General features: G+C 63.8%; 21 protein-coding genes. 7 read left to right on the forward strand and 14 right to left on the reverse strand.

The features are described from left to right. Positions 1-2 precede the first annotated feature (2 nt). Positions 3-1,577 carry an ABC transporter ATP-binding protein gene (locus KI241_RS16905; protein WP_212802770.1) on the forward strand — a complete coding sequence of 525 codons (1,575 nt, stop codon included), beginning with the start codon at positions 3-5 and terminating at the stop codon, positions 1,575-1,577. Between the two features lie 9 nt (positions 1,578-1,586). On the opposite strand, the gene KI241_RS28020 is transcribed toward KI241_RS16905, so the two are convergent. Then, entirely contained in the window at positions 1,587-2,921 is a 1,335-nt protein-coding gene (locus KI241_RS28020; protein ID WP_212802771.1) for a PAS domain-containing methyl-accepting chemotaxis protein, read from the reverse strand. Between the two features lie 168 nt (positions 2,922-3,089). Next, positions 3,090-3,305: a TIGR02450 family Trp-rich protein gene (locus tag KI241_RS16915; RefSeq protein WP_053143908.1), complete on the reverse strand. Its 216-nt coding sequence runs from the start codon at positions 3,303-3,305 to the stop codon at positions 3,090-3,092. A gap of 151 nt (positions 3,306-3,456) precedes the next feature. Between KI241_RS16915 and KI241_RS16920 the strand changes: the two genes are divergently transcribed. The 4 genes from KI241_RS16920 to KI241_RS16935 all read left to right on the forward strand — a co-directional run bounded on the left by KI241_RS16920 (position 3,457) and on the right by KI241_RS16935 (position 9,506). Continuing rightward, positions 3,457-4,872: a sigma 54-interacting transcriptional regulator gene (locus tag KI241_RS16920; protein ID WP_053143910.1), complete on the forward strand. Its 1,416-nt coding sequence runs from the start codon at positions 3,457-3,459 to the stop codon at positions 4,870-4,872. A gap of 293 nt (positions 4,873-5,165) precedes the next feature. Further along, positions 5,166-6,557, forward strand: coding sequence for a GntP family permease (locus tag KI241_RS16925; protein WP_042732360.1), 1,392 nt, complete (start codon positions 5,166-5,168; stop codon positions 6,555-6,557). A gap of 7 nt (positions 6,558-6,564) precedes the next feature. Then, positions 6,565-7,341 carry a 3-hydroxybutyrate dehydrogenase gene (locus tag KI241_RS16930; protein WP_212802772.1) on the forward strand — a complete coding sequence of 259 codons (777 nt, stop codon included), beginning with the start codon at positions 6,565-6,567 and terminating at the stop codon, positions 7,339-7,341. A 209-nt stretch (positions 7,342-7,550) separates the two neighbouring features. Further along, a complete protein-coding gene (locus KI241_RS16935; RefSeq protein ID WP_212802773.1) occupies positions 7,551-9,506 on the forward strand; it encodes an acetoacetate--CoA ligase in 1,956 nt (651 codons plus the stop codon). A gap of 176 nt (positions 9,507-9,682) precedes the next feature. Here KI241_RS16935 and KI241_RS16940 read toward each other — a convergent pair whose 3' ends face one another. Further along, a complete protein-coding gene (locus tag KI241_RS16940) occupies positions 9,683-10,798 on the reverse strand; it encodes a PilT/PilU family type 4a pilus ATPase (protein WP_042732331.1) in 1,116 nt (371 codons plus the stop codon). A 132-nt stretch (positions 10,799-10,930) separates the two neighbouring features. Here KI241_RS16940 and KI241_RS16945 point away from each other — a divergent pair, with 132 nt between their 5' ends. Further along, positions 10,931-13,468, forward strand: coding sequence for a PAS domain-containing protein (locus KI241_RS16945; RefSeq protein WP_212802774.1), 2,538 nt, complete (start codon positions 10,931-10,933; stop codon positions 13,466-13,468). A 45-nt stretch (positions 13,469-13,513) separates the two neighbouring features. Then, positions 13,514-13,789, forward strand: a complete 276-nt coding sequence (locus tag KI241_RS16950; protein ID WP_019690952.1) for a peptidylprolyl isomerase — start codon at positions 13,514-13,516, stop codon at positions 13,787-13,789. Positions 13,790-13,910: 121 nt separating this feature from the next. On the opposite strand, the gene KI241_RS16955 is transcribed toward KI241_RS16950, so the two are convergent. The 11 genes from KI241_RS16955 to KI241_RS17005 all read right to left on the reverse strand — a co-directional run bounded on the left by KI241_RS16955 (position 13,911) and on the right by KI241_RS17005 (position 23,843). After that, a complete protein-coding gene (locus tag KI241_RS16955; RefSeq protein WP_042731869.1) occupies positions 13,911-14,828 on the reverse strand; it encodes a sugar kinase in 918 nt (305 codons plus the stop codon). Between the two features lie 152 nt (positions 14,829-14,980). Further along, positions 14,981-16,198 (reverse strand): amino acid deaminase, encoded by a 1,218-nt coding sequence (locus KI241_RS16960; RefSeq protein ID WP_047739094.1) that lies wholly within the window; start codon positions 16,196-16,198, stop codon positions 14,981-14,983. Between the two features lie 39 nt (positions 16,199-16,237). Beyond that, positions 16,238-17,002 carry an IclR family transcriptional regulator gene (locus KI241_RS16965; protein ID WP_053150059.1) on the reverse strand — a complete coding sequence of 255 codons (765 nt, stop codon included), beginning with the start codon at positions 17,000-17,002 and terminating at the stop codon, positions 16,238-16,240. A 62-nt stretch (positions 17,003-17,064) separates the two neighbouring features. Continuing rightward, positions 17,065-17,451: a RidA family protein gene (locus KI241_RS16970; RefSeq protein ID WP_042731866.1), complete on the reverse strand. Its 387-nt coding sequence runs from the start codon at positions 17,449-17,451 to the stop codon at positions 17,065-17,067. Positions 17,452-17,476: 25 nt separating this feature from the next. Next, positions 17,477-18,268, reverse strand: a complete 792-nt coding sequence (locus KI241_RS16975; protein ID WP_053150056.1) for an amino acid ABC transporter ATP-binding protein — start codon at positions 18,266-18,268, stop codon at positions 17,477-17,479. Beyond that, positions 18,265-18,927 (reverse strand): amino acid ABC transporter permease, encoded by a 663-nt coding sequence (locus KI241_RS16980; protein ID WP_212802775.1) that lies wholly within the window; start codon positions 18,925-18,927, stop codon positions 18,265-18,267. The genes KI241_RS16975 and KI241_RS16980 overlap by 4 nt, the downstream gene beginning before the upstream one ends. A 9-nt stretch (positions 18,928-18,936) precedes the next feature. Further along, the gene (locus KI241_RS16985) at positions 18,937-19,599 is read right to left on the reverse strand and encodes an amino acid ABC transporter permease (RefSeq protein ID WP_212802776.1); all 663 of its coding nucleotides are present in this window, start codon (positions 19,597-19,599) and stop codon (positions 18,937-18,939) included. A 54-nt stretch (positions 19,600-19,653) separates the two neighbouring features. Further along, on the reverse strand, positions 19,654-20,502 hold the full coding sequence (locus tag KI241_RS16990) for a transporter substrate-binding domain-containing protein (RefSeq protein WP_042731863.1): 849 nt from the start codon (positions 20,500-20,502) through the stop codon (positions 19,654-19,656). 351 nt (positions 20,503-20,853) lie between these two features. Next, on the reverse strand, positions 20,854-21,195 hold the full coding sequence (locus KI241_RS16995) for a hypothetical protein (RefSeq protein WP_042731862.1): 342 nt from the start codon (positions 21,193-21,195) through the stop codon (positions 20,854-20,856). Positions 21,196-21,391: 196 nt separating this feature from the next. Continuing rightward, a complete protein-coding gene (locus KI241_RS17000; protein WP_212802777.1) occupies positions 21,392-23,038 on the reverse strand; it encodes a phospholipase D-like domain-containing protein in 1,647 nt (548 codons plus the stop codon). A gap of 169 nt (positions 23,039-23,207) precedes the next feature. After that, the gene (locus tag KI241_RS17005) at positions 23,208-23,843 is read right to left on the reverse strand and encodes a VWA domain-containing protein (protein ID WP_202595593.1); all 636 of its coding nucleotides are present in this window, start codon (positions 23,841-23,843) and stop codon (positions 23,208-23,210) included. Positions 23,844-23,860 lie beyond the last annotated feature (17 nt).

The raw sequence follows: 23,860 nt of genomic DNA on the forward strand, positions 1-23,860 counted from the left end.
GAATGAGCGACAACCTGATCGAAATCCGCGACCTGAGCGTGGCCTTCAACGACCACACCGTGGTGCGCAGCCTGTGCCTGGACATCCGCCCCGGCGAGTGCCTGGCGCTGGTGGGCGAATCAGGCTCCGGCAAGTCGGTGACGGCCCATTCGATCCTGCAACTGTTGCCCGACACCGGCACCCGCACCACCGGCAGCATTCGCTATCGCGGCCAGGAACTGGTGGGCGCCGACGCCAAGACCTTGCGCGAGTTGCGCGGCAACCGGATCGCAATGATCTTCCAGGAACCGATGACGTCCCTGAACCCGTTGCACAGTGTCGAAAAACAGATCGGTGAAACCCTGATGCTGCACCGTGGGCTAGGCGGCAAGGCGGCGCGCGCGCGCATCCTGGAACTGCTCGCCCTGGTGGGTATCCAGAACCCCACCGAACGGCTCAAGGCCTATCCGCATCAACTGTCGGGCGGTCAGCGACAACGGGTGATGATTGCCATGGCCCTGGCCTGCGAGCCGGAACTGTTGATCGCCGACGAGCCGACCACCGCCCTGGACGTGACCGTGCAGCGCAAGATCCTGTTGCTGCTCAAGTCCCTCCAGCAGCGGCTCGGTATGTCGCTGCTGTTGATCAGCCACGACTTGAACCTGGTGCGCAGCATCGCCCAACGGGTGTGCGTGATGAAGGCCGGCGAGATCGTCGAGCAAGCGCCGTGCGAAACCCTGTTCAGCGCACCGAAACACCCCTACAGCTGCGAGCTGCTGCACGCCGAACCGGAAGGCGAGGCGCTGCCCCGGGATGATCGCGAGGACGTGCTCCAGGTCCAGGACCTGCGCGTGAGTTTCGCCCTTGGCGGCGGGCTGTTTCAGCGCAAGCAATACCTGCGCGCCGTGGACGGCATCAGCCTGAATATCCAGCGCGGCAAGACCCTGGGCATCGTCGGCGAGTCCGGCTCCGGCAAGTCCACGCTCGGCCAGGCGATCCTGCGGTTGATCGAGTCCGAGGGCAGCATCCGTTTCCAGGGCGAAGCCCTCGATCATCTATCACAGAAGGCCCTGCGCCCCTGGCGCAAGCAGATGCAGGTGGTGTTCCAGGACCCATTCGGCAGCCTCAGCCCACGGATGTCGGTGCAGCAGATTATCAGCGAAGGCCTTGAGGTCCATAGCCCGTCCAGCGCCGAGGAGTGCGAGGCACGGGTGATCCAGGCTCTCAAGGAAGTCGGCCTGGACCCGCAGAGCCGGCATCGCTACCCCCATGAGTTTTCCGGTGGCCAGCGCCAGCGCATCGCCATTGCCCGGGCGCTGGTGCTCAAGCCGGCGCTGATACTGCTGGACGAACCGACCTCGGCCCTGGACCGGACCGTGCAAAAGCAAGTGGTCGCCCTGCTCCGCCAGCTCCAGGAAAAGCACGGGTTGACCTACCTGTTCATCAGCCATGACCTGGCGGTGGTGCGCGCCCTGGCCCACGACGTGATCGTCATCAAGGACGGCAAGGTGGTTGAATGCGGCGCCAGCCATGACGTCTTCGACGCGCCCCGCCATGCCTACACCAAGGAGCTTTTGGCGGCAGCGCATCCCGGCTAAGCCCGCCGCTCAGGCGCCCCGTCGCTGGTCCAGGGTGTTGGCGAAATCGCCCATCACCGTCACGACCTGCTGCGCGCCCCGGTGAATATCCTGGATGACCGCACCCGCCTCGTTCGCCAATGTGACCCCCTGCTCTGCCTTGAGGGTACTCGACTGCATGCTGGTGACCGCTTGCCTGGCGAGCTCGCGGTTCTTGCCGACCACCTCAGTGATGGCAACGGTGGCCTGGCTCGTACGCCGTGCCAGGTTGCGCACCTCATCGGCCACGACTGCGAAGCCGCGCCCTTGCTCCCCCGCGCGGGCCGCTTCGATGGCGGCATTGAGGGCCAACAGATTGGTCTGTTCGGCAATGCCCCGGATGGCATCGACGATGGTGCCGATTTCCTCGGACTGCGCGCTCAGGGCCCCGATGCCCGTGGCCACTGCCTGGAGTTCATCGGCGATGCTCTGCACAACGGTCACGGTTTCCTGCACAACGGCGGTGCCGAGCCGGGTGTGTTCATCGGTCTGCCGCGACGTCTCGAAGGCCAACTGCGCCGCCCTCGATTCGCGCTGACGCTGTTCGATCTCAGCGGTGCAATCGGTGGCGAACTTGACCACACCATACAAATGACCCTGGGCATCATAGAGCGGGTTGTAGGTGGCCTGCAGCCAGAGGGTCGCCCCGCGCTTGTCGACCCGCTCGAAAAGCCCTCCCATGTATTCGCCCCGGTTCAGTGCGGCCCAGAAGCTGCGATAGGCTTCGCTCTGCGCCTCGCTGGGTTTGCAGAACAAACGGTGGTGCTGGCCGCGCACCTCTTCCAGGCCGTAGCCCACCACCTTCAGGAAATTCGTATTGGCATTGACCACCTGCCCGTTCAGGTCAAACTCGATGACCGCCATCGAGCGGTCGATCGCCTGCGTGAAGCTGGACTCGGCCTGGGAGCGAAGGACCTCATCGTTGACGTCGCGAACGATGCTGATGATGCGCTGCACACCCGTCCCCGCCTCTCGTACCGGGACATAGTCCGCCTCCACCCATGTCCAGCGTCCATCACGGGTCAATTGCAGAAACCGGTCGCTGGCACTTTCACCTCGCACCAAGCGCTGCCACAGCGCTGCGTACTGCGGGCTGCGGGCGTAGACCGGCGGGCAAAAGGTCTGGTGGTGCTTGCCCAGGATCTCGTCGAGCGAGTGCCCGGTCATTTGCAGGAACAGGGGACTGGCGCCCAGTACCTCACCGGTCGGCGCGAGCTCGAGCACGGCCATGCAGGCATGCAGCGCCAGGTGCTGCGCTTGAAGATAAGCCTCCCTGGCCTGGATTTCATGCAAGACCTGCTGATGCTTGCGGGTACGAATGAACATGGGCGCCACTCTGGAACGTTGGATGCGTGGGTCGAGCGACCTGAAGGCTCAGGTGCCTTTTGGTTGGAGAGATGCCATTAAGCCATGACTGCAACAATAATTGTACAAGTTTTTATTTATGTACAACTTAAAGCCCCTCTTGGGGCGCCTTCAATCACCAAGCCCCTTTCATTTCCAGCCCATGCGCCAACGCTTGTCATCGCGCAACTCGCGCCAGTCCAGCCGCTCGGTACGGCCACTGTAGACCGCTTGCAATTCGACCTGAAGCGGCACGCCGGCCTCGTCACAGATCAGTTGGGTGACCAGGAAATGTTTTTCCTTATTAACCGGCGCGCTGGCCGTCCATTTCGAAAGCGCGAGTTTACGAGGATTGAACGGATTCATAGAGGGCCTCCAAAAATGTACAAATCAAAAATAACTGTACAATTTTCCCGCCGCGCAAACCACGGATCTCAATCAAAGGGTTCTACGGCATAATGCCGCTGCAACAGACTCGCCAGAGGACACCACCCCCACCTCTTTCTGGAAACGCCCGATGCGCCCGACCGAAAATCTCAAGGACTACCAGCGCGTACGCACCCTGGCGATCCGTTCGTTGTTCGAAATCATCGAGCAATCCAGCGAAGGCACGGTCATCGTCGACCGGGACGCGAATATCGTCTGGATGAACGAACGCTACGCCCGGCGCTTCGGCCTGAACTCGGCACAGGAAGCGATCGGCCGAGCCTGCGAGAGCGTAATCCCCGGTAGCCTGCTGCGGGAGGTGGTGCGTACCGGGCAGCCGATATTGCTCGACATGCAGGAGATGCCCAAGGAGCCGCTGGTGGTGATGCGCCTGCCGATCCATGACAGCGCCGGGGCGGTCATCGGCGCCATCGGCTTTGCCTTGTTCGGGGAACTGCATCGCCTGTCGCCGATGCTCAAGCGTTACTTGAGCATGCAGGAAGAACTGGCCTCCACCCGCTCGCTGCTGCGGGCGCGGCAGACCAAGTACAACTTCGCCCATTTCATCGGCACCAGCAGCGCCGGCCTGGAGGTCAAGCGTCGTGCCCGGCGCAGCGCCAGCACCGATTCGCCAGTGCTGCTGCTGGGCGAAACCGGCACCGGCAAGGAACTGCTGGCCCAGGCGATCCACAGTGCCTCGCCCCGGGCGCACAAAGCCTTTGTCAGCATCAACAGCGCGGCGATCCCCGAGGCGCTGCTGGAGGCCGAGTTCTTCGGCACCGCGCCCGGCGCCTTTACCGGGGCCGACCGCAAGGGCCGCGCCGGCAAACTGCAGATTGCCCAGGGCGGCACCTTGTTCCTCGATGAGATCGGCGACATGCCGCTGCCGTTGCAAAGCAAGCTGCTGCGGGTGCTCCAGGAAAAAGAGTACGAGCCGGTGGGTTCCAACGCAGTGCTGCAAAGCGATGTGCGGGTGATCGCCGCCACGTCCATGGACCTGGAAGCGGCCATCAAGCGCGGCGAGTTCCGCGCCGACCTGTATTACCGTCTCAATGTGCTGCCGATCCAGGTTCCGCCCCTGCGCGAGCGCCTCGACGACTTGCCCGCCCTGAGCGAAGCGATCCTCGAAGACCTGCGCAGCCAGCACGAACTGAACCCCGACGCCCTCCACCTGCTGGGGCAGCACGCCTGGCCGGGGAACATCCGCGAACTGCGCAACGTGCTGGAACGGGCCGCGTTGCTCAGCGACAACCTGCTGCTCACCGCCACCGACATCCGCGCGGCCATCGGTACTTTCACCCCCGTGACCCGCAGCGCCAGCCCGGTACTGGAACCGCTGCCCCAGGAAACCTTCAGTCAGGCCCGGGCGCGATTCGACCGGCAGTTGATCGAAACCACCCTCGCGCAATGCGGCGGCAAGGTGGTCGACGCGGCGCAGCGATTGGGACTGGGGCGGTCGACGCTGTACAAGAAGATGGTGGCGCTGGGGATTGCCGAGTCTCAATAACGAGACACTTGTCTCTTTTTTTAGATCACGCCTTTGTTGAGCGCTCCGCGCTCTTCGCGGGCAAGCCCTTTCACACATTTTAACAAGACACCACGGTCTAATGTGGGAGCGGGCTTGCCCGCGAAGAGGCCAGTACCCCCCCTGAAAATCTCAAAAAAGAGACAATTCCTTTCCAGCTCACACTGCTCACAAAATAATTCCTTAAATTTCAGCAAGTTACCTACCTGGCACAGAACTCGCTAAAGCCTCCGTCACCGCTTCACCACAACAATAACAATCCCAGGAGACACACCATGAGTGTGATCATTGCCCTGGCAGCCCTCGCGCTGCTGATGGTCGCCGCCTACCGTGGCTACAGCGTTATCCTCTTTGCCCCCATCGCCGCCCTCGGCGCCGTCCTGCTCACCGACCCTGCCGCCGTGGCCCCTGCATTCACCGGGGTGTTCATGGAGAAAATGGTCGGTTTCATCAAACTGTACTTTCCGGTGTTCCTGCTCGGCGCGGTGTTCGGCAAGCTGATCGAGTTGTCGGGGTTCTCCCGCTCCATCGTCGCGGCGGCCATCCGCTTGCTGGGCACTCGCCAGGCGATGCTGGTGATCGTGCTGGTCTGCGCGCTGCTGACCTATGGCGGGGTGTCGCTGTTCGTGGTGGTGTTCGCGGTGTACCCGTTCGCCGCCGAGATGTTCCGCCAGAGCGACATTCCCAAGCGGCTGATCCCGGCCACCATCGCCCTTGGTGCGTTCTCCTTCACCATGGACGCGCTGCCCGGCACACCGCAGATCCAGAACATCATCCCCAGCACCTTTTTCAACACCACGGCCTGGGCCGCGCCCTGGCTGGGCGTGATCGGCACGCTCTTCGTGTTCAGCGTCGGCATGCTGTTCCTCCAGCGCCAGCGCAACAAGGCCCAACGCCTGGGCGAAGGCTATGGCACACAGTTGCGCAACGAGCCGGAAACCGCCGAAGACATCCAACTGCCCAACCCGTGGATCGCCGTTTCGCCGCTGCTGGCAGTGGGCATCATGAACCTGCTGTTCACCCAATGGATTCCCCAGTGGTACGGCAAGAGCCACAGCCTGGCGCTGCCGGGCATGGCTGCCCCGGTCACCAGCGACATCGCCAAGCTCACCGCGATCTGGGCCGTGCAGGCGGCCTTGCTGGTGGGCATTCTCATGGTCCTGGCGTTTGGCTTCCGGGCCATTCGCAGCAAGTTGGCCGAAGGCAGCAAAAGCGCGGTGGGCGGTGCCCTGCTGGCGGCGATGAACACCGCATCGGAATACGGCTTCGGCGCGGTGATCGCCTCATTGCCAGGGTTCCTGGTCCTGGCCGACTGGCTCAAGAGCATCCCCAACCCGCTGGTCAATGAAGCTGTGACCGTCACACTGCTGGCGGGCATCACCGGTTCCGCCTCGGGCGGCATGAGCATCGCCCTGGCGGCCATGTCCGAGAGTTTCATCAGCGCTGCCCACGCCGCCAACATTCCCCTGGAAGTGCTGCACCGCGTGGCCGCCATGGCCAGTGGCGGCATGGATACCCTGCCGCACAACGGCGCGGTGATCACCCTGCTGGCGGTCACCGGCCTGACCCACCGTGAAGCCTACAAAGACATTTTCTGCATTACGCTGATCAAGACCCTCGCGGTCTTCGTCGTGATCGGCGTGTTCTACGCCACTGGCATTGTGTGAGGTTCCCATGACGACAACCCTTTCGGGCAAGACTGCCCTGGTCACCGGTTCTACCAGCGGCATCGGCCTGGGCATCGCCCTGGGCCTGGCCAAGGCCGGCGCCAACCTGATCCTCAATGGCTTTGGCGATGCCTCGGCGGTGATCGCCGAGGTGCAACAGTTCACCGGCCGGGTCGGCCATCACCCGGCCGACGTCAGCGACCCGGCGCAGATCGCCGACATGCTCGCCTACGCCGAGCGCGAGTTCGGCGGCGTCGACATCCTGGTGAACAACGCCGGGATCCAGCACGTGGCCGCCATGGAAGACTTTCCGGTGGAGCGCTGGGACTCGATCATCGCCATCAACCTGTCCTCGGTGTTCCACGCCACTCGCCTGAGCCTGCCGGGCATGCGCGCCAAAGGCTGGGGCCGGATCATCAACATTGCGTCGGTGCACGGCCAGGTCGGCTCGGTGGGCAAGGCCGCCTATGTCGCGGCCAAGCACGGGGTGATCGGCCTGACCAAGGTGGTCGGCCTGGAAACCGCCACCAGCAACGTGACGTGCAACGCCATCTGCCCCGGCTGGGTGCTGACGCCGCTGGTGCAGAAACAGATCGACGACCGCATCGCCAGCGGCGTCGACCCGCAGCAGGCCCAGCATGACTTGCTGGCCGAGAAGCAGCCGTCCCTGGAATTCGTCACCCCGCCGCAGTTGGGCGAACTGGTGTTGTTCCTGTGCAGCGAAGCCGGCAGCCAGGTGCGTGGCGCGGCGTGGAATATCGACGGTGGGTGGTTGGCTCAGTAACCTCCAATCTCCAAGGCGAGAACGCCTTTGTGGCGAGGGAGCTTGCTCCCGCTGGGGTGCGTAGCGCCCCCGATTGGCGGCCGCTTCGCAGCCGAGCGGGAGCAAGCTCCCTCGCCACAGAAGCACTTCTCACAGCAAGCTCCCTCGCCACAAATAGCACCTTGTGCTGCAATGTTTGTAAGCCCCTATAAAAGAATAAGAGGCACGCCATGTCCGACACCCTCTGGCAACCCACCCCCGAACGCATCGCCCAGTCGCGAATGGACGCCTTTCGCCGGTTCGTCAACGCCCGACACGCTCTGCAACTCGACGACTACCCGGCCCTGCACGCCTGGAGCATCGACCAGCGCGAAGCCTTCTGGCAGGCCATCGTCGATTTCTTCGAGATTCACTTTCACCAGGCGCCCCGCGAGGTTTTGGTGGAAGGCCCGCAAATGCCCAGTGCCCGGTGGTTCCCCGGCGCCACCCTGAACTTTGCCGAACATCTGTTGCGCCGTCGCGACGAGGCCGTCGCGGTGGTGGCCATCGATGAAGACGGCGGCCAGGAACAACTGACCTGGGCCGAACTCGCCGCCCAGGTCGCCGGCCTGCAACGAAGCCTGCGGGCCGCCGGCGTCACCCAGGGCGATCGCGTGGCCGCCTGCATGCCCAACACCTGGCAGACACTGGTGGGCATGCTCGCCACCACCAGCCTGGGGGCGATCTGGTCTTGTTCGTCACCGGACTTCGGCACCCAAGGCGTCATCGATCGGTTCGGCCAGATCGAACCCAAGGTACTGATCACCTGCGCCGGTTACCGCTACGCCGGCAAGGTCATCGACCAGCGGGCCAAGGTCAACGAAATCCTCCAGCGGCTGCCGTCGCTGCAGCAACTGATCGTGCTGCCCTACGCCCAGCCGCAAGCACGCCCGGACGACTTCAAGACCCCGGCCCGCGTCGCCTTGTGGGCAGACTTCTACCACAGCGGCGGCGAACCGGAGTTCACCGGCGTGCCCTTCGACCACCCGCTGTACATTCTCTATTCCAGCGGCACCACCGGCGTGCCCAAGTGCATCGTCCACGGCACCGGCGGTGTGTTGCTGCAGCACGTCAAGGAACACGGCCTGCACGTCGATCTCGGCCCCCAGGACCGGCTGTTCTATTACACCACCTGCGGCTGGATGATGTGGAACTGGCTGGTGTCGGCCCTTGCGGTGGGCAGCGCCGTGGTGCTCTACGACGGCTCGCCGTTCCATCCAGGCCCCGAGCGCCTGCTGGACCTGATCGACCAGCAGCGCATCAGCGTGTTCGGCACCAGCCCGAAATTTCTCGCCGCCCTGGAGAGCCAGGGCCTGAAGCCGCGGCACAGCCATGACCTGGGCAGCCTGAAAACCCTGCTGTCCACCGGCTCGGCGCTGGCGCCCCACAGCTACGATTATGTGTACCGTGACGTCAAGCCAGACGTCTGTCTCGCCTCAATGTCCGGCGGCACCGACATCGTCTCGTGTTTCGTCAATGGCAACCCGCTGTCAGCGGTGCGCCGGGGCGAAATGCAGGGCAAGAGCCTGGGCATGGCCGTGCAGGTCTGGAACGACGCCGGCAAAGCGGTCATCGGCGAGAAAGGCGAACTGGTGTGCACCCGGCATTTCCCGGCGATGCCCATTGGCCTGTGGAACGACCCCCAGGGGGAAAAGCTGCGCGCGTCCTATTTCGCCCAGTTTCCCGGCGTGTGGGCCCAAGGCGATTATGCCGAGGAACTGCCCCACGGCGGCCTGCTGATCCACGGGCGCTCCGACGCGGTGCTCAACCCCGGCGGCGTGCGCATCGGCACGGCGGAAATCTATCGGCAGGTAGAAAAGATCGAGCAGGTGCTCGACAGCGTTGCCATCGGCCAGCAATGGCAGGGCGACGTGCGGGTGGTGCTGTTCGTGCGGTTGCGCGACGGGATGGCGTTCGATGAGGACCTGGCCCAGCGGATCCGTCAGGTCATCCGCGCCAACACCACGCCGCGCCATGTTCCGGCGAAGATCCTGCCGGTCACCGACATTCCACGAACCATCAGCGGCAAGGTGGTGGAGCTGGCGGTGCGCAACGTGGTGCATGGCGAGGCAGTGAAGAACACCGACGCCCTGGCCAATCCCGAGGCGCTGGAGCAGTTTCGGGAGCGGCCGGAACTGGCCAGTTAGGCGCCCTTGTGGTGAAGGGATTATCTGTGGCGAGGGGATTTATCCCCGTTGGGTTGCGCAGCAACCCTCAAACCTGTCAACTCGGTGCATCAGACAGAAGGGGTTGGCCTCATGGGGGCTGCTTCGCAGCCCAGCGGGGATAAATCCCCTCGCCACAAGGAGTCGGTTTTTTCCCGTCAATCCACCAACCCCCACTCCCCCGCCGCCGGATCAGCCGGCGGCGCGGCGCCCGACTCGGCATGCAGCTTCAGGCGCAAGCGCAGGTTGTTCGCCGAGTCGGCATTCTTCAGCGCCTGCTCCTCGTCGATGGCGCCTTCCACCACCAGGTTGAACAGGGCCTGATCGAAGGTTTGCATGCCCAGCTCTTCCGATTTTTCCATGATGCCCTTGAGCTCGCTCAGTTCGTTGCGCCGGATCAGGTCGGCCACCGTGGGCGAGCCCAGCATCACCTCCACCGCCGCGCGGCGCTGGCCGCTCACGGTGCGCACCAGGCGCTGGGAGATGAAGGCCTGGAGGTTGTTGGCCAGGTCGCTGAGCAGTTGCGGCCGGCGCTCTTCGGGAAAGAAATTGATCACCCGGTCCAGGGCCTGGTTGGCGTTATGGGCATGCAACGTGGAAATCACCAGGTGCCCGGTGTCGGCGAAGGCCAGGGCGTGTTCCATGGTTTCCCGGTCGCGGATTTCACCGATCAGCACCACATCCGGCGCCTGGCGCAGGGTATTTTTCAGGGCGGCGTGAAAGCTGCGGGTGTCGACACCGACCTCACGCTGGTTGATGATCGATTTTTTGTGCCGATGGATATACTCCACCGGGTCCTCGATGGTGATGATGTGGCCACTGCTGTGGCGATTGCGGTAATCGATCAACGCCGCCAGGGACGTCGACTTGCCGGACCCCGTGGCGCCGACGAACAGGATCAGCCCCTGTTTGCGCATCACGCTCTCCAGCAGCACCGGAGGCAGCTTCAGGTCTTCGAAGCGCGGGATGTCCAGCTTGACGTTGCGGATCACCATGGACACGTCGTTACGCTGCTTGAAGACGTTGACCCGGAACCGCCCGACGCCGGCGAGGGAAATTGCCAGGTTCATTTCCAGCTCTCGATCGAACTCAAGGCGCTGTTCGGCGTCCATCAAAGACTCGGCGAGCCCGGCAATGTCGCCAACCTTGAACGCCTGGGAACCCAGAGGCTTGAGCACCCCCTCGAATTTCGCGCACGGCGGTGCACCGGTGGACAGATAAAGGTCGGAGCCATCCTGGCTCGCCAGGATTCGCAACAAGGGATCGATTTCCATGGACTGAAACTTCCGCGAGACATCAATGAAACAAGCTGACCCGAGCATGCACCTCTTCAGATCAACCCGCGCTTACCGTCCTCGAAGGATAGTAGACACCGCCACACAGACATGATTTCCAGGGATTCCGTGATGAACGCAACACCTGTCGGCAGCGACACCCAGGGCCTGATTGCCCGCCTGGACTGGGCCTCGAGCCCGCTGGGCGCTGCCCACACCTGGCCCCAGAGCCTGCGCACCGCCGTGGACATCATGCTCCATTCGCCGATGCCGATGGCCCTGCTGTGGGGCCCGCAGCTGTGCCAGTTGTACAACGACGCCTTTGCCCGACTCATCGGCGACAAGCACCCGCGCACGTTCGGCCAGCCGACCCACCTCGCCTGGCCCGAGCTCAAGGCCGCGACCGAGACGATTTATGAACGGGTATTGCAAGGCCATGGCCATGCCTGCCGCGACCAGCAATGGCGCGTGCCCTTCGCCGGCCGCCTGTGCGACGTGTGGCTGGACCTGACCTACAGCCCGGTGCATGACGAAGGCGGTCACGTCGCCGGCCTCCTGGTCACGGCCATCGAGACCAGCGAACGCCGACGCCTGACCCAGGAGTTCGAGCGCCGCTCCGAAGCCAGCCTCAAGGCCCAGCATGAAAGCGAAGAACGCCTGCAACTGGCCCTGGCCGCTGCCGATGCGCTGGGCACCTGGGACTGGGACATCCGCGAGGACCGCTTCGTGGCCGACGCGCATTTCGCCCGCCTGCATGGCGTCGACCCGAACCTGTCGCGCCAGCTCCCCATCAGCGCCTACCTTGAAGGCGTGCACCCCGAAGACCGGGCCATGGTTGCCCGCAGCATCAGGCACTGCATCAGCCACGGCACCGAATACGCCGAGGAATACCGCCTGGTGCAGCCCACGGGCGAAATGCGCTGGGTGTTCGTCCGGGGCCGCTGCTACAAGGATCGCCACGGTCGGCCGAAGCGTTTCCTCGGCGCGGCCCTGGACCTCACCGAGCGCAAGCACGCCGAGCAGGCGCTGCGCCAGAGCCAGAACGAGCTGCAACTGATCATCAACGCCATGCCGATCCTCATCAGTTACGTGGACCGCGACGAGCGTTTCCGGCTGAACAACAGCGCCTACCTGGACTGGTACGGCCTGACCCCACAAGAACTCTACGGCAAGACCATCCGCGAAGTGCTCGGTGAAGAAGCCTATGCCTTGCGCGCCGCGCACATCACCGAGGCCCTGGCGGGCCACCCGTGCAGTTTCGCCATCGAGTCGGCCCACCGCGATGGCCGGCCGCGCCATGCCCTGACCAACTACCTCCCGCGCCGTGGAGCGGACGGCGCGGTGAACGGCTTCTACATCTTCGTGATCGACGAAACCGAGCGCAAGAAGACCGAAGAAGCCTTGCGCAACCTCAACGAGACCCTGGAAGACCGGGTGATCGCCCGCACCCGCCAACTGGCCGAGGCCAACCAACGCCTGCAAGAAGAAATGTTCGAACGCGAGCGCGCCGAAGAAGCGTTGCGCCACGCCCAGAAGATGGAAGCGGTCGGCCAGCTCACGGGCGGCATCGCCCATGACTTCAACAACATGCTCACCGGGATCCTGGGCAGCCTTGACCTGATGCAGCGCTACATCGCCAATGGCCGGGTGGCGGAAATCGGACGCTTCACCGAAGCGGCCGTGTCCTCGGCCAACCGCGCCGCCGCGCTGACCCATCGGCTCCTGGCGTTTTCCCGTCGCCAGTCCCTGGACCGCAAGCCGCTGGACCCCAATGACCTGGTGCACTCGCTGGAGGACCTGCTCCGGCGCACCACCGGCGAGCACATCGTGCTGCGCCTGCAACTGGGCCACGAGCTGTGGCCGGTCAGCACCGACGCCAGCCAGCTGGAAAACGCCCTGCTCAACCTGGTGATCAACGCCCGGGACGCCATGCCCGACGGCGGCGAGCTGGTCATCGAAACCGCCAATGTCTACCTCGACGGCAATGACATCGACACCCTGGAACCGGTCAAGGCCGGCGACTACGTGATGATCGCCGTCAGCGACAACGGCAGCGGCATGACGCCTTCGGTGCTGGCCAAGGCCTTCGATCCGTTCTTCACCACCAAGCCCATCGGCCAGGGCACCGGCCTGGGCTTGTCGATGATCTACGGCTTTGCCCAGCAGTCCGGTGGGCACCTCAACCTGGACAGCGTGCCAGGCCTGGGCACTCGGGTGCAGTTGTACCTGCCACGCCTGCGCATGACGCCCGCCGAACAGCCTGCGACAGCCGGGACGGTGGAGGTGCCAGCGGCGATCGCCGGGGAAACCGTGTTGCTGGTGGAGGACGAGCCCGCGGTGCGGATGCTGGTGCTCGACCTGCTGGAGGCGCTGGGCTACACCGCCCTTGAAGCCCGCGACGCGAGGACCGCACTGCCGTTGCTGGAGTCAGGACAACGCATCGACCTGCTGGTGACGGACGTCGGCCTGCCGGGCATGAATGGCCGGCAACTGGCGGAAATCGCCCGCCAGCACCGGCCTGACCTGAAGGTGCTGTTCATGACCGGTTACGCGCAGAAAGCCGCCGAGCGCCAGGGGTTTCTCGACCAGGGCATGGACATGGTGGCCAAGCCGTTTACCCTCGACCTGCTGGCGACCAAGATTCGGGCGATGATCAACCATGACAGCTGAGTTGAGGCATAATCGCCGCCCCGTTACGTTCAGGTCCGCGCCACCATGAAAGCCCAAGCCCGCCATATCCTGGTGAAAACCGCCGAAGAAGCCGAACAGCTCAAGCAGCGCATCGCCAAGGGCGAAGCCTTCGACGTACTGGCGAAGAAGTATTCCACCTGCCCTTCCGGCAAGCGCGGCGGCGACCTGGGTGAGGTCCGGCCGGGGCAGATGGTCGGCGCAATCGACGCGGTGATTTTCAAGAAGCCGTTGCGGGTGGTGCACGGGCCGATCAAGAGCAAGTTCGGCTATCACCTGGTGCAGGTGTTTTACCGGGATTAGCCTGGAAACCGCCACTGTGGGAGCGGGCTTGCTCGCGAAGGCGGTGTGTCAGGTTGTATCAATGTGACTGACCCACCGCCTTCGCGAGCAAGCCCGCTCCCACATGAGGTTCTGTGGTGATTCATGGGCGAGGGATCAGCGCTCCCGGCACCTGGATCACCCGGCTCGCCAACAAATGCCCGGCCTCGGCGGCGTCCACCGGGCTGCCGCCCAGCAAGCGGCTCGCCAGGTAGGCGGCGCTGAACGAATCCCCGGCCGCCGTGGTGTCCACCACGCGCTCGACGCGTTGGGCCGGCACCTCGTAAGACTGCCCCTCGTAGCGGATCAAACAGGCCTCGGCGCCGCGCTTGAGCACCACCTCAGGCGTGCCCAATGGCGCATAGGCAGCGAACACCGCGTCGCTGTCCTGATGACCGAATAGCGCCTGCTCGTCGTCCACCGTCAGCAACGCCAGCGTCACATGGGGCAGGACGCTGCGATACGCCGCCCGAGCCGCGTCAATCGAGGCCCAGAGCCTGGGCCGGAAATTGTTATCGAACACCACCTGGGCCCCGCGCCGGCGCGCCTCGACCAAGGTTTCGATGAGCTTGACGCGCCCCTGCTCCCCCAGCACCGCCAGGGTGATGCCGCTGAAATACAGCACGTCATAGCCCGGCAGCGCCGCCAGGATCGGCGCGGCGGCCGGGGTGGTGAAGCAATCACGCACCGCCGCCTCGTTGCGCCAGTACAGAAACCGCCGCTCGCCGGCCGCGTCGGTCTGGATGCAATACAAGCCCGGCAGGCGCCCGGGCAAGCGCTGGACCCGTTCCAAGCCGATGTTTTCCGCCGCCCAGCCCTGGCACATGGCGTCGCTGAAACTGTCATCGCCCAAGGCCGTGACGTAATCCACCGCGCCCCTGTCGCCCAAGGCACGGGCCAGGTACACCGCGGTGTTCAGGGTATCGCCGCCGAAACTCTGGTGCAGGCTGCCGTCGGCGCGTTGTTGCAGTTCGATCATGCACTCGCCGATCAGGGCGATGCGGGGTTTGGGGTTGCTCATGGATGATCCTGATAATTCAGCGGTGTCTGGCAGGCCGCTATCGCGAGCAAGCTCGCTCCCACAAGGGGATCATGGCGATCACAAATTTTGTATTCACAACAATCCAGTGTGGGAGCGAGCTTGCTCGCGATAGCCGCAACTCGGTTCAAAGACTAGAAACACGTCTCCATGCTCTCGACCACCCGCAACTGCTCATCCACCAGGCACCCGACCCGCCACTTATCAAAGGTCAGGCACGGATGCGAGGTGCCGAACGAAACGATATCGCCGACCCGCAACGCCACCCCCGGCGCCACGGTCATGAACGCATGCTGGTCCATCACCGCCGTCACCTGGCAACCGCTCACGTCGTCGCCCGCCACCGAATCCGAACCCGGCGTGTAGCGCTTGAGCGGCACCGGCAAGCCGGCGTCATAGGCCACGTCGCGCTTGCCCAGGGCGATCACCGCGAAACCCGGCTCCGGCAGCGATTGCACGTGGGCCCAGACTTCCAGGGCCGGGCGCAAGCCTTCGTGCAGGTCATTGCGACGCTCCAGCACGCAGCACTGGGCCTCTTTGTAGATCCCATGGTCGTGGGCCACGTAACTGCCGGGGCGCAGCACACTGAGGAAGCGCCCATGGGCGTTCTGGGCCTCGAACGACTCGGCGATCAAGTCGTACCAGGCCGACCCCGAGGCGGTGATGATCGGTCGATCGATGGCAAACGCGCCGCTGTCTTGCAACTGCACCGCCAAACTGACCAGGGACGCGGCGAACGCGCGGATGCCGCTGATGGCGTGGTCACCGTGGATCACCCCCTCGTAACCCTCGATACCGGTCAGTGCCAGCGCCGGTTGCGCCCGGATCGCCTCGGCCAGGGCCAGCACCTCGGCCTCTGTCCGGCAACCACAACGCCCACCGACCACGCCGTACTCGATCATCACGTTCAATGTCACACCGCGAGCGGCAAAGAACGCGCCCAGGTCGGCCACGTTGTCTGGGTGATCGACCATGCAATGGAAGTCGAACGCCGGATCGGCGAGCAGATCGGCGACCAGGGCCATGTTCGGCGTGCCCACCAGCTGGTTGGCCATCAACACCCGGCGCACGCCATGGGCGTACGCGGCACGGGTCTGCACGGCGGTGGCGAGGGTCAGGCCCCAGGCGCCGGCGTCGAGCTGACGACGGAACAGGGCCGGGGTCATGCTGGTCTTGCCGTGGGGCGCCAGTTCGGCACCGCTATTGCTGACGAACGCTTGCATCCAGCGGATGTTGTGCTCCAGGGCCTGGCGATGCAGCACCAACGCCGGCAGGCTGACGTCGCGCAACAGGTGAGCACCCACGGTGGCGGCGCCCTTCTCTACGGCTGCGTCCTGAATGGCAGAAGACATGGTCGAACTCCTATCGCGGTCGCGGGTGACCGCTATTGTCTATTCATTGATGCGCCGGGCCAGGTGGTTGGCGCTTTCGATCAGCACCCGGCGATAGTCGGCGTAATTGTTCTTGGCGTCGGCCCGTGGGGCGACGATGCACAGGGTGGCGATGGCGACACCGTTCGGGTCTTTGACCGGTGCGGCGAAGCAGTGGGTGAAGGTGTCGGCCACGCTGTCGAACGAGAAGAACCCCTCGTCGCCGGCCTGGCGGATTTCCCTCAGGAACTGCTCCAGAGGCAGGCGCTCGCCGTCTGGCAGGATGAAGTCATCGGGGTCGATCAGGTCGACGATCTGCTGGTCGCTCAGATGCGCCAGCAACAGGCGACCGGAGGCTGTCCAGGGGATGGGCGCGTTTTCGCCGATGTCCGATGAAATACGGAAATGCCGTTCGCCCTCCTTCATCAGCGCCACGGTGTATTTGCGCCCGTTGAGCAGGCACATCTGCGCGGTTTCCCGGGTCTGGCGCACGATGTCCTGCAAGGCCTGGTCGGCCTCGCGGCTCAGGTCGAAATGACGCAGGTGCGCCTGGCCGAGAAAGTACAACTGGCGGCCCAGGTAAACATGGCCGTCCTTGCCCACCGGTTCGAGGATGCGTCGCTCCAGCAGCGACGCCACCAGCTCATAGACCGTGGACTTGGGGCTGCCGATGCCGCTGGCGATGTCGTTCGGACGCAGCGGCTGGCCGATTTCCTTGAGGAAATCGAGGATATCGAACGCCCGATCCAGTCCCCGGGCCCGGCGTTTGATGGTGTCTTCGGTCATGTCTTGGGTTTCCATTCAGTTGGCCACGAGTGTAATCAGACTACTGCGCCACCCACAGGTGATCACTTTTTCTTGTAGGCCACGCAATCGATCTCGACCTTGCAATCAACCATCATGCTGGCCTGCACACAAGCCCGGGCCGGGGCGTGTTCCGGGCTGAAGTATTCGCCGAACACCTTGTTGAAGCTCCAGAAATCCCGCGGGTCGTCCAGCCACACGCCACAGCGCACCACGTCTTCCAGGCCATAGCCGGCCTCTTCGAGAATGGCGATCAGGTTCTTCATCGTCTGGTGCGTCTGCTCGACGATCCCGCCAACGATGATCTCACCGTCCACCGCCGGCACCTGGCCGGACACGTGCAGCCAGCCATCGGCCTCCACGGCCCGGGCGAAGGGCCGAGGCTGTCCGCCGCCTGCGCTGCTGCCAGTGCCGTAACGGGTAATGCTCATGGGTGTTTCTCCTTATGCAATGCAGTTAAAAACGGGTGTTCTTGAGAAATTCCGCCAACCGTGGCGATTGCGGGCGTTCGAACAATTCCTTCGGCGGGCCCTGCTCTTCGATGCGGCCCTGGTTCATGAACACGATCTTGTCGGAGACCTCGAAGGCAAAGCGCATTTCGTGGGTCACCAGCAGCATGGTCATGCCGTCTTCGGCCAGGCCCTTGATCACGTTCAGCACTTCACCCACCAGTTCGGGGTCGAGGGCCGAGGTCACCTCGTCGAACAGCATCAGGCTGGGGTTCATGGCAATTGCACGGGCAATCGCGACGCGCTGCTGCTGACCGCCGGACAACTGACCGGGAAAGTGATTGCGACGTTCCAGCAGGCCGACCCGCGCCAACCACTTCTCGGCCAGGGCCACCGCTTCGTCCTTGGGCAGTTTTTTCACCTTGAGCAGGCCCAGGGTGACGTTCTGCAAAGCAGTCAGGTGGGGGAACAGGTTGAATTGCTGGAAGGCCATGCCGGTCATGGCCCGATGCCGGGCAATGACCTTCTCGGGGTGGCGCACGCGCTTGCCGTCGATCTCGTCGTAGCCGATGGCCTCGCCGTCGAGCATGATCCGCCCGCCCTGGAACTCTTCCAGCATGTTCACGCAGCGCAACAGCGTGGTCTTGCCCGAGCCGCTGGAGCCGATCAGCGTGACCACATTGCCGCGCTGCAGGCTCAGGTCCACGCCCTTGAGCACTTCGAGCGGGCCGTATTGTTTGCGCAGGCCACGAATGTCCAGCAGCGGCTGGGCGTTGGAGGAAGTCGAAACATCAGTCATGGCAAGGCCACCCGTTTTTCAATGTGCCGGCCGAGTAACTCGATGGCGTAATTGATGATGAAAAAGAGAAAACCGGCGAACAAGTAGAACTCCAGCGTCATGAAGGTTCGGGCAATGACCTGCTGGGTGCTGAGCAACAGTTCGGCCACCCCGATCACCGACAACAGCGTCGAGGCCTTGACGATCTCGGTGGAGGAATTGACCCAGGTCGGCATGATCTGCCGCAACGCCTGGGGCAACAACACATAGCTCAGGGCCTGGTAGAACGTCAGGCCGATGGCCTGGCTGGCTTCCATCTGCCCGCGGGGTAACGCCTGCAAGGCACCGCGCACGATCTCGGCCACGTGGGAGCCGCAAAACAGCGTCAGGCCCAGGACACCGGCCTGGAACGCGCCGATCTGCCAGCCCAGCGCCGGGGCCATGTAAAAGCAGGCCAGCACCAGCACGAACACCGGCGTGCCACGAATCAGGTCGACATAGAAGCGAAACGGCGCGCGCATCCAGATTCGGCCATAGGTCAATACCAGCCCGGCGACCAGGCCGATCAAGGTGCCCAGCAAAATCGCCAGTACCGAACACTGCACGCTGGTCACAAAGCCCGCCCACAAGGTGTCCCGCGCAACCCACAACTCATGCAACCAACTGGGGGATTCGTACATGGGAAGCTCCTAACGGCGGATCGCCAGGCGCTGCTCGAAGTACCGCAGCAGCATGGCAATGAGGTAACAGGCCGCGACATACAGGGCCGTGGTAACCAGCCAGGTTTCGATCACCCGGTAGCTCTCCACGTTGATCTTGCGGGCGTAGTAGGTCAGCTCCGGCACGGCAATCGCCGCGGCCAGGGAAGTGTCCTTGAACAGCGAGATGAAGTTGTTCGACAAGGCCGGCAGCACGTTGCGCAGCATCACCGGCACGGTGATGTAGGCCTTCACCTGCCACTCCCCCAGGCCGATCGCCAGGCCCGCTTCACGCTGACCCTTGTGAATGCTCATCAAGCCGCCGCGGAACACCTCGGTCAGGTAGGCCCCGGCGTATAGCGACAGGGTGATGACGAACGACGGCAGCTTGTCCAGGCGAATGCCCAGGCTCGGCAAGGCGAAGTAGATCAACAGGATCAGCACCAGGATCGGCGTATTGCGGATCACCGTCACATACACCGAGGCCAGCACACGCAGGAGGCGGTGCTTGCTCAGCAGCGCGAATGCCATCGCCAGACCGATCATGCAACCGATGGCGATCGACACCAGCGCCAGGGAAAGCCCCAGCCCGAGCCCCGCCAGCAAGGTGTCGAAATCGCGCCAGACGGCGGCAAAGTTCAACTGATAGTTCATGGTCGACAGTACCTTCGGCGGGACGCCCGCGACGGGCATCCCGGGCTCACAGGGTCATTTGTATTCAACGGGGAAACCGATGGCCGGCGACGGCAGGTCCACGCCGAACCATTGCTTGAACGACGCCGCGTAGGTGGGGAATTCCACGCCGGTCATGGCTTCATGCAAGGTGGTGTTGACGAAGTTCAGCCAGTCCTGGTCGCCGCGCTTGACCGCACAGGCATAGGTTTGCGGGCTCCAGGCGTAGGCCGGGCTGCGATAACGGCCGGGGTTCTGCACCATCAGGTACTTCACAGAGGACTGGTCCGTGGCGGCGGCATCGGCACGGCCGGAGTTCACCGCCTGGTACATCAGGTCGACGCTGTCGTACTGGTCGACCTTGGCCTTGGGCAGTGCCTGGTGCACCAGCTCTTCGGCGTAGACGTTCTGCAGCACCGCCACGGTGACACCGTCGCCGGCGGCCTTGAGGTCTTCGATCTCCTTGTACTTGCTGTTGGCCGGCAACAACAGGCCGACCCCTTCGCGGTAGTACGGCAAGGTGAACGCCACCTGCTGGGCACGGCTGGCGGTGACGGTGATGAACTGGCAGCTCATGTCGACCTTGTCGGTCAGCAGGTTGGGGATCCGCGCATCGGAAGACTGCACCACGAACTCGACTTTCTCCGGGTCATTGAACAGGCCCTTGGCGACCATCCGCGCAATGTCGATATCGAACCCCTGCAACTTGCCATCCGCTCCCTGGAAGTGCCACGGGGCATTGGTGCTGCCCGTGCCCACGATCAATTTCCCGCGTTGCAGCACGCTGTCCAGCTTGCTGTCCGCCGCCTGGGCGACACCCACGACCGCCATCGAGGCGGCGAAGAGAAAAACACACGCTTTGAACAAGGAAGGTCGGCGTTGCATGGCTAGCACTCCAGGATGAGTTTATTCCGCTATACCGGAACATGGTTTGTAACAACGGAATAGACAGCAGAAAGTGTGCCACAGCCAAACGGACTTCGGGCCAGGAAAATGGAAAGTGAATGGAATCAGATAGATGGGAAAATCAGCCGTGCGTGACGACGTCGGACGTCATTCCAGGGATTGCTACCGTTGGCTACGACATGCGGGTAACAAGGCCCCAGAACGGTGCCTCGCCCCCTGTGGGGAGCGGGCTCGCTCGCGAAGAGGCCGGCACATCCAACATTGTTGTCGATTGTCACACCGTCTTCGCGGGCAAGCCCGCTCCCACAGGAGGAGGTCGGCGGTATTGCGCTACTTGCGTTTGTAACTCTTGCTGCCGCCGGGCGTGAGGCAATAGACGCCGCCCCGCGGGCCAACGCAGTAACTGCCGCTGCCGCATTGGCAACCGTCGGCCTGCTTGAGTAATGACGAGGGTCGGGTTTCATTGCGAATCCCCAACACAGCGGAACAGGATTTTTTCGAAGCGCTGATGGACCCGTCGTTGCACAGGAACGTGTCACCGTCACAGCCGGCGATCCCGCCCTTGCGCCCGGAACAGGGAGTATTGGCGGCGATGGCCGAAGCACAGACCATCAACAATACAATCGCGACACCGGCGCGAAGCAGACTCGACATTCCGTGACAGCGGTTCATGGCAGCGTCCTGGCTGATAGATGGCCCTATGCTAGCACCTCATCCCAGCCACACCTAGGCTCTGTTTGAAAAGTCTTGAGACGAAGGTCAGGCAAGGCGAAAACCGGCGAGGAAGCGGAGTTTACTGAAGTAAATGAGCATTCCGAGCCGGTTTTCAACGCAGCATGAACGAGTATCAAGGCTTTTCAGACAGAGCCTAGCGTCCGCAGAACCTCACCCTCGACAATGCCCGCAGGTCCCCTTCGCGGTAATAGTCGTCACTCCAGCTGTCATCCACCGCCAGTGGCTTGACCTGCTTGAGGGCCAGTTTCTTGGCGAAGTACCGAAAGCGGTAATGCTCATAGAAACGCAGCAACTCCAGCCCGTAACGGTCGGCCAAGTCGGTGTCGCCCTGGATGATGAGGTAGTTCTCGTCATTGCCGTTGCTGGCGGCGGCGCTCAGGTTGTGGCTGCCGCTGATGATGGTCGGTGTGTCGCTGGTGAAGTCGGTGACGATGGCCTTGGTGTGAACCAGCAGGTTGCCTTTCTGGCCCTTCATGTTTTCCCTGAGCCAGCCTTCCAACCCGGTGTTGAGCAGCGCGGTGGCGGCGAATTGGGCGGTGCGGTCGGCATGGAAACCGGTGATGCGGCTGGCGGTGTTCTGCAGACCGTAGCGCAGTACGTCATCGTTCGGCTGGCCGAGCAAGGCATCGAGGATCCGCTCGGGCAGGACGAACGCGGTGACGAACAACAGGTCCTTGCGGGCGCCGTGGATGATGTCGACGAAACGGTCGAGGTCGCCTTCGCCCGTGCGCGGTGAGAAACCGGCGAACAGTGGCTCTTGCGGCGCCATCGGGTTGTTCAGGGTCAGCCACTGGCGGGTGGCGTCGACGTCCTGCGGTGCGGCCCAGATCTGCTCGAACACCTGGCGATAGCTGTCGCTCACCCGCGGCTCATCCAGCACGTGCACGACATTGGCCTGGCGATAGACACCGTTGGCGGTGAAGTTGGTGCTGCCGCACAGGACCGCTTCCGGTTGCCGCGAACCGGCGCCGTCCACCCGGCTCAGGACGATGAATTTGTCGTGGAAGATGTTGTGGGTGACCCGCCCGCGCTTGTTGGCCGCCGGCAGTTTTTCGAGGCTGGCCTCGTTGCGCTGCGTGGTGTCGTCGCCCGGCTCGGCGTGGTACAGCACCCGCACCTGCGCGCCTCGGGCGAAAGCGGCGTTCACCGCATCGACGATCACCGGTAGTTCGTATTCGTAGATGGCTACGTCCAGGGCCCAGGTGGCATCGAGGGCCCGGTCGATGAAGCCGATCAGGCGTCCCAGCAGGCCGTTTTCCAACCAGCGACGCGGCGCGTCGGGCCAGTCATCGATGGACAGGTTGCGATTGGCGCTGATCAACGCATCCAGCTCGGGAAACTTGCGCTGGAACGCCTGGCTGGCGGCCACGGCTCGGTTGAAGATCACGCGCTGGTTGACCGGCTGCCCGTTATCGCTGGTGACGCTGATGTCCAGGGACTCGCCCAACTGTGGCGCGTCGGGGCTGCCATAGGCCAGGTGCACGCGGTAGTTCATCGTCACGCCGGGGTTGACGGCGTAGTCGGCCCAGCGAAATTTCTGCAACGGCGCCTGGTCGCTGGGTGTGGCGTAAAACTGGGGGAACGTGTGGGCCTTGCCAGGGAAGGTCAGGCTGTTGAACAGGAACAACCAGGGCTTGTCACCCTGCTGTTTCTCGATGGCAAAACCCAGCAGCCCCTTGCGACGGGATTCGGCCAGGTCCATGGCGAGCAGCACGCCGTTGGTGCCAGCGTAGGCCTTGACCCGAAAATCATCCTGGGGATTGGTGACGAGTACGCGCATGGTTCACTCCTGTGAAGTCGCCTCAGCATAGAACAGAGTGGGCAAATCCGATTCCGAGGTGATGCCTTCGCGGGCAAGCCCGCTCCCACAGGGACTGCGACAGGCCGCCGATCAAGTGTGGGAGCTTGCCCGCGAAGGCGTCCGCCCAGACACCTCGGAAACAAGCGCATCAAACCTGGTCGATATGCCGATACTCGGCCCCCAACTGCCCCGCCAATTGCCGGGCACGGCCCAGGCGGATCGGGCCGCGCTCGATGTCGATCAACAGGCTCGGGCAGTCGAGAGGCGACGGCGCCAGCCCCTCCTTCAGCCGTCCATCCGTCATCACCAGCACCCGCTGTTGCTCTGCCGGGTAGCGCTTGCGCCGGGCTCGCAGCCAACGCCCGGCCTCTTGCAACGCGGCCAGCAACGGCGTGCCGCCGCCGGCGCCGAGTGCATCGAGCCAGTGTCGCAGCCCAGTCGAGGCCTTGAGCCCTTGCACTTGCCAGTGCGGAACACTGCCACTGACGGTCAGCAAGGCCAGTCGCGCGCGCTGCCGGTAGGCGTCATCGAACAGTTGCACCAGCAGGCCCTTGCCATCGCTCAAGGCACGATGACGACGGGTCGAGGCCGAGGCATCGACGATGACCAGCCACAGTTCATGGGGCGAGCGATGACGGCGGTGAAAGCGCAGGTCGTCATAGCGTTGGGGACGGCCCTTGAGCAAAGTGCCCGGCCAGTTCACCGCGCCACTGGAGGCGACTTTGCTGCGCCCCTGGCGTCCATCGTCCAACCGCCCCGCCCGGGGCCTGGCATCCGCCCCCACGGCCGAACGGGGGCGAA

Origin of the sequence: Pseudomonas sp. Cab53 (assembly GCF_018325965.1) — a bacterium.
Taxonomy (GTDB): Bacteria; Pseudomonadota; Gammaproteobacteria; order Pseudomonadales; family Pseudomonadaceae; genus Aquipseudomonas; species Aquipseudomonas chlororaphis_E.

What these genes read in the sequence shown, in the direction of transcription:
- KI241_RS16945 (WP_212802774.1), top strand. Translation starts at nt 10,931, where the DNA reads ATGAACGCAACACCTGTCGGCAGCGACACCCAGGGCCTGATTGCCCGC.
- KI241_RS16980 (WP_212802775.1), bottom strand. Translation starts at nt 18,927, where the DNA reads ATGTACGAATCCCCCAGTTGGTTGCATGAGTTGTGGGTTGCGCGGGAC.
- KI241_RS16935 (WP_212802773.1), top strand. Translation starts at nt 7,551, where the DNA reads ATGTCCGACACCCTCTGGCAACCCACCCCCGAACGCATCGCCCAGTCG.
- KI241_RS16975 (WP_053150056.1), bottom strand. Translation starts at nt 18,268, where the DNA reads ATGACTGATGTTTCGACTTCCTCCAACGCCCAGCCGCTGCTGGACATT.
- KI241_RS16950 (WP_019690952.1), top strand. Translation starts at nt 13,514, where the DNA reads ATGAAAGCCCAAGCCCGCCATATCCTGGTGAAAACCGCCGAAGAAGCC.
- KI241_RS17000 (WP_212802777.1), bottom strand. Translation starts at nt 23,038, where the DNA reads ATGCGCGTACTCGTCACCAATCCCCAGGATGATTTTCGGGTCAAGGCC.
- KI241_RS16940 (WP_042732331.1), bottom strand. Translation starts at nt 10,798, where the DNA reads ATGGAAATCGATCCCTTGTTGCGAATCCTGGCGAGCCAGGATGGCTCC.
- KI241_RS28020 (WP_212802771.1), bottom strand. Translation starts at nt 2,921, where the DNA reads ATGTTCATTCGTACCCGCAAGCATCAGCAGGTCTTGCATGAAATCCAG.
- KI241_RS16965 (WP_053150059.1), bottom strand. Translation starts at nt 17,002, where the DNA reads ATGACCGAAGACACCATCAAACGCCGGGCCCGGGGACTGGATCGGGCG.
- KI241_RS16995 (WP_042731862.1), bottom strand. Translation starts at nt 21,195, where the DNA reads ATGAACCGCTGTCACGGAATGTCGAGTCTGCTTCGCGCCGGTGTCGCG.
- KI241_RS16955 (WP_042731869.1), bottom strand. Translation starts at nt 14,828, where the DNA reads ATGAGCAACCCCAAACCCCGCATCGCCCTGATCGGCGAGTGCATGATC.
- KI241_RS16960 (WP_047739094.1), bottom strand. Translation starts at nt 16,198, where the DNA reads ATGTCTTCTGCCATTCAGGACGCAGCCGTAGAGAAGGGCGCCGCCACC.
- KI241_RS16915 (WP_053143908.1), bottom strand. Translation starts at nt 3,305, where the DNA reads ATGAATCCGTTCAATCCTCGTAAACTCGCGCTTTCGAAATGGACGGCC.
- KI241_RS16905 (WP_212802770.1), top strand. Translation starts at nt 3, where the DNA reads ATGAGCGACAACCTGATCGAAATCCGCGACCTGAGCGTGGCCTTCAAC.
- KI241_RS16985 (WP_212802776.1), bottom strand. Translation starts at nt 19,599, where the DNA reads ATGAACTATCAGTTGAACTTTGCCGCCGTCTGGCGCGATTTCGACACC.
- KI241_RS16930 (WP_212802772.1), top strand. Translation starts at nt 6,565, where the DNA reads ATGACGACAACCCTTTCGGGCAAGACTGCCCTGGTCACCGGTTCTACC.
- KI241_RS16920 (WP_053143910.1), top strand. Translation starts at nt 3,457, where the DNA reads ATGCGCCCGACCGAAAATCTCAAGGACTACCAGCGCGTACGCACCCTG.
- KI241_RS16970 (WP_042731866.1), bottom strand. Translation starts at nt 17,451, where the DNA reads ATGAGCATTACCCGTTACGGCACTGGCAGCAGCGCAGGCGGCGGACAG.
- KI241_RS16990 (WP_042731863.1), bottom strand. Translation starts at nt 20,502, where the DNA reads ATGCAACGCCGACCTTCCTTGTTCAAAGCGTGTGTTTTTCTCTTCGCC.
- KI241_RS16925 (WP_042732360.1), top strand. Translation starts at nt 5,166, where the DNA reads ATGAGTGTGATCATTGCCCTGGCAGCCCTCGCGCTGCTGATGGTCGCC.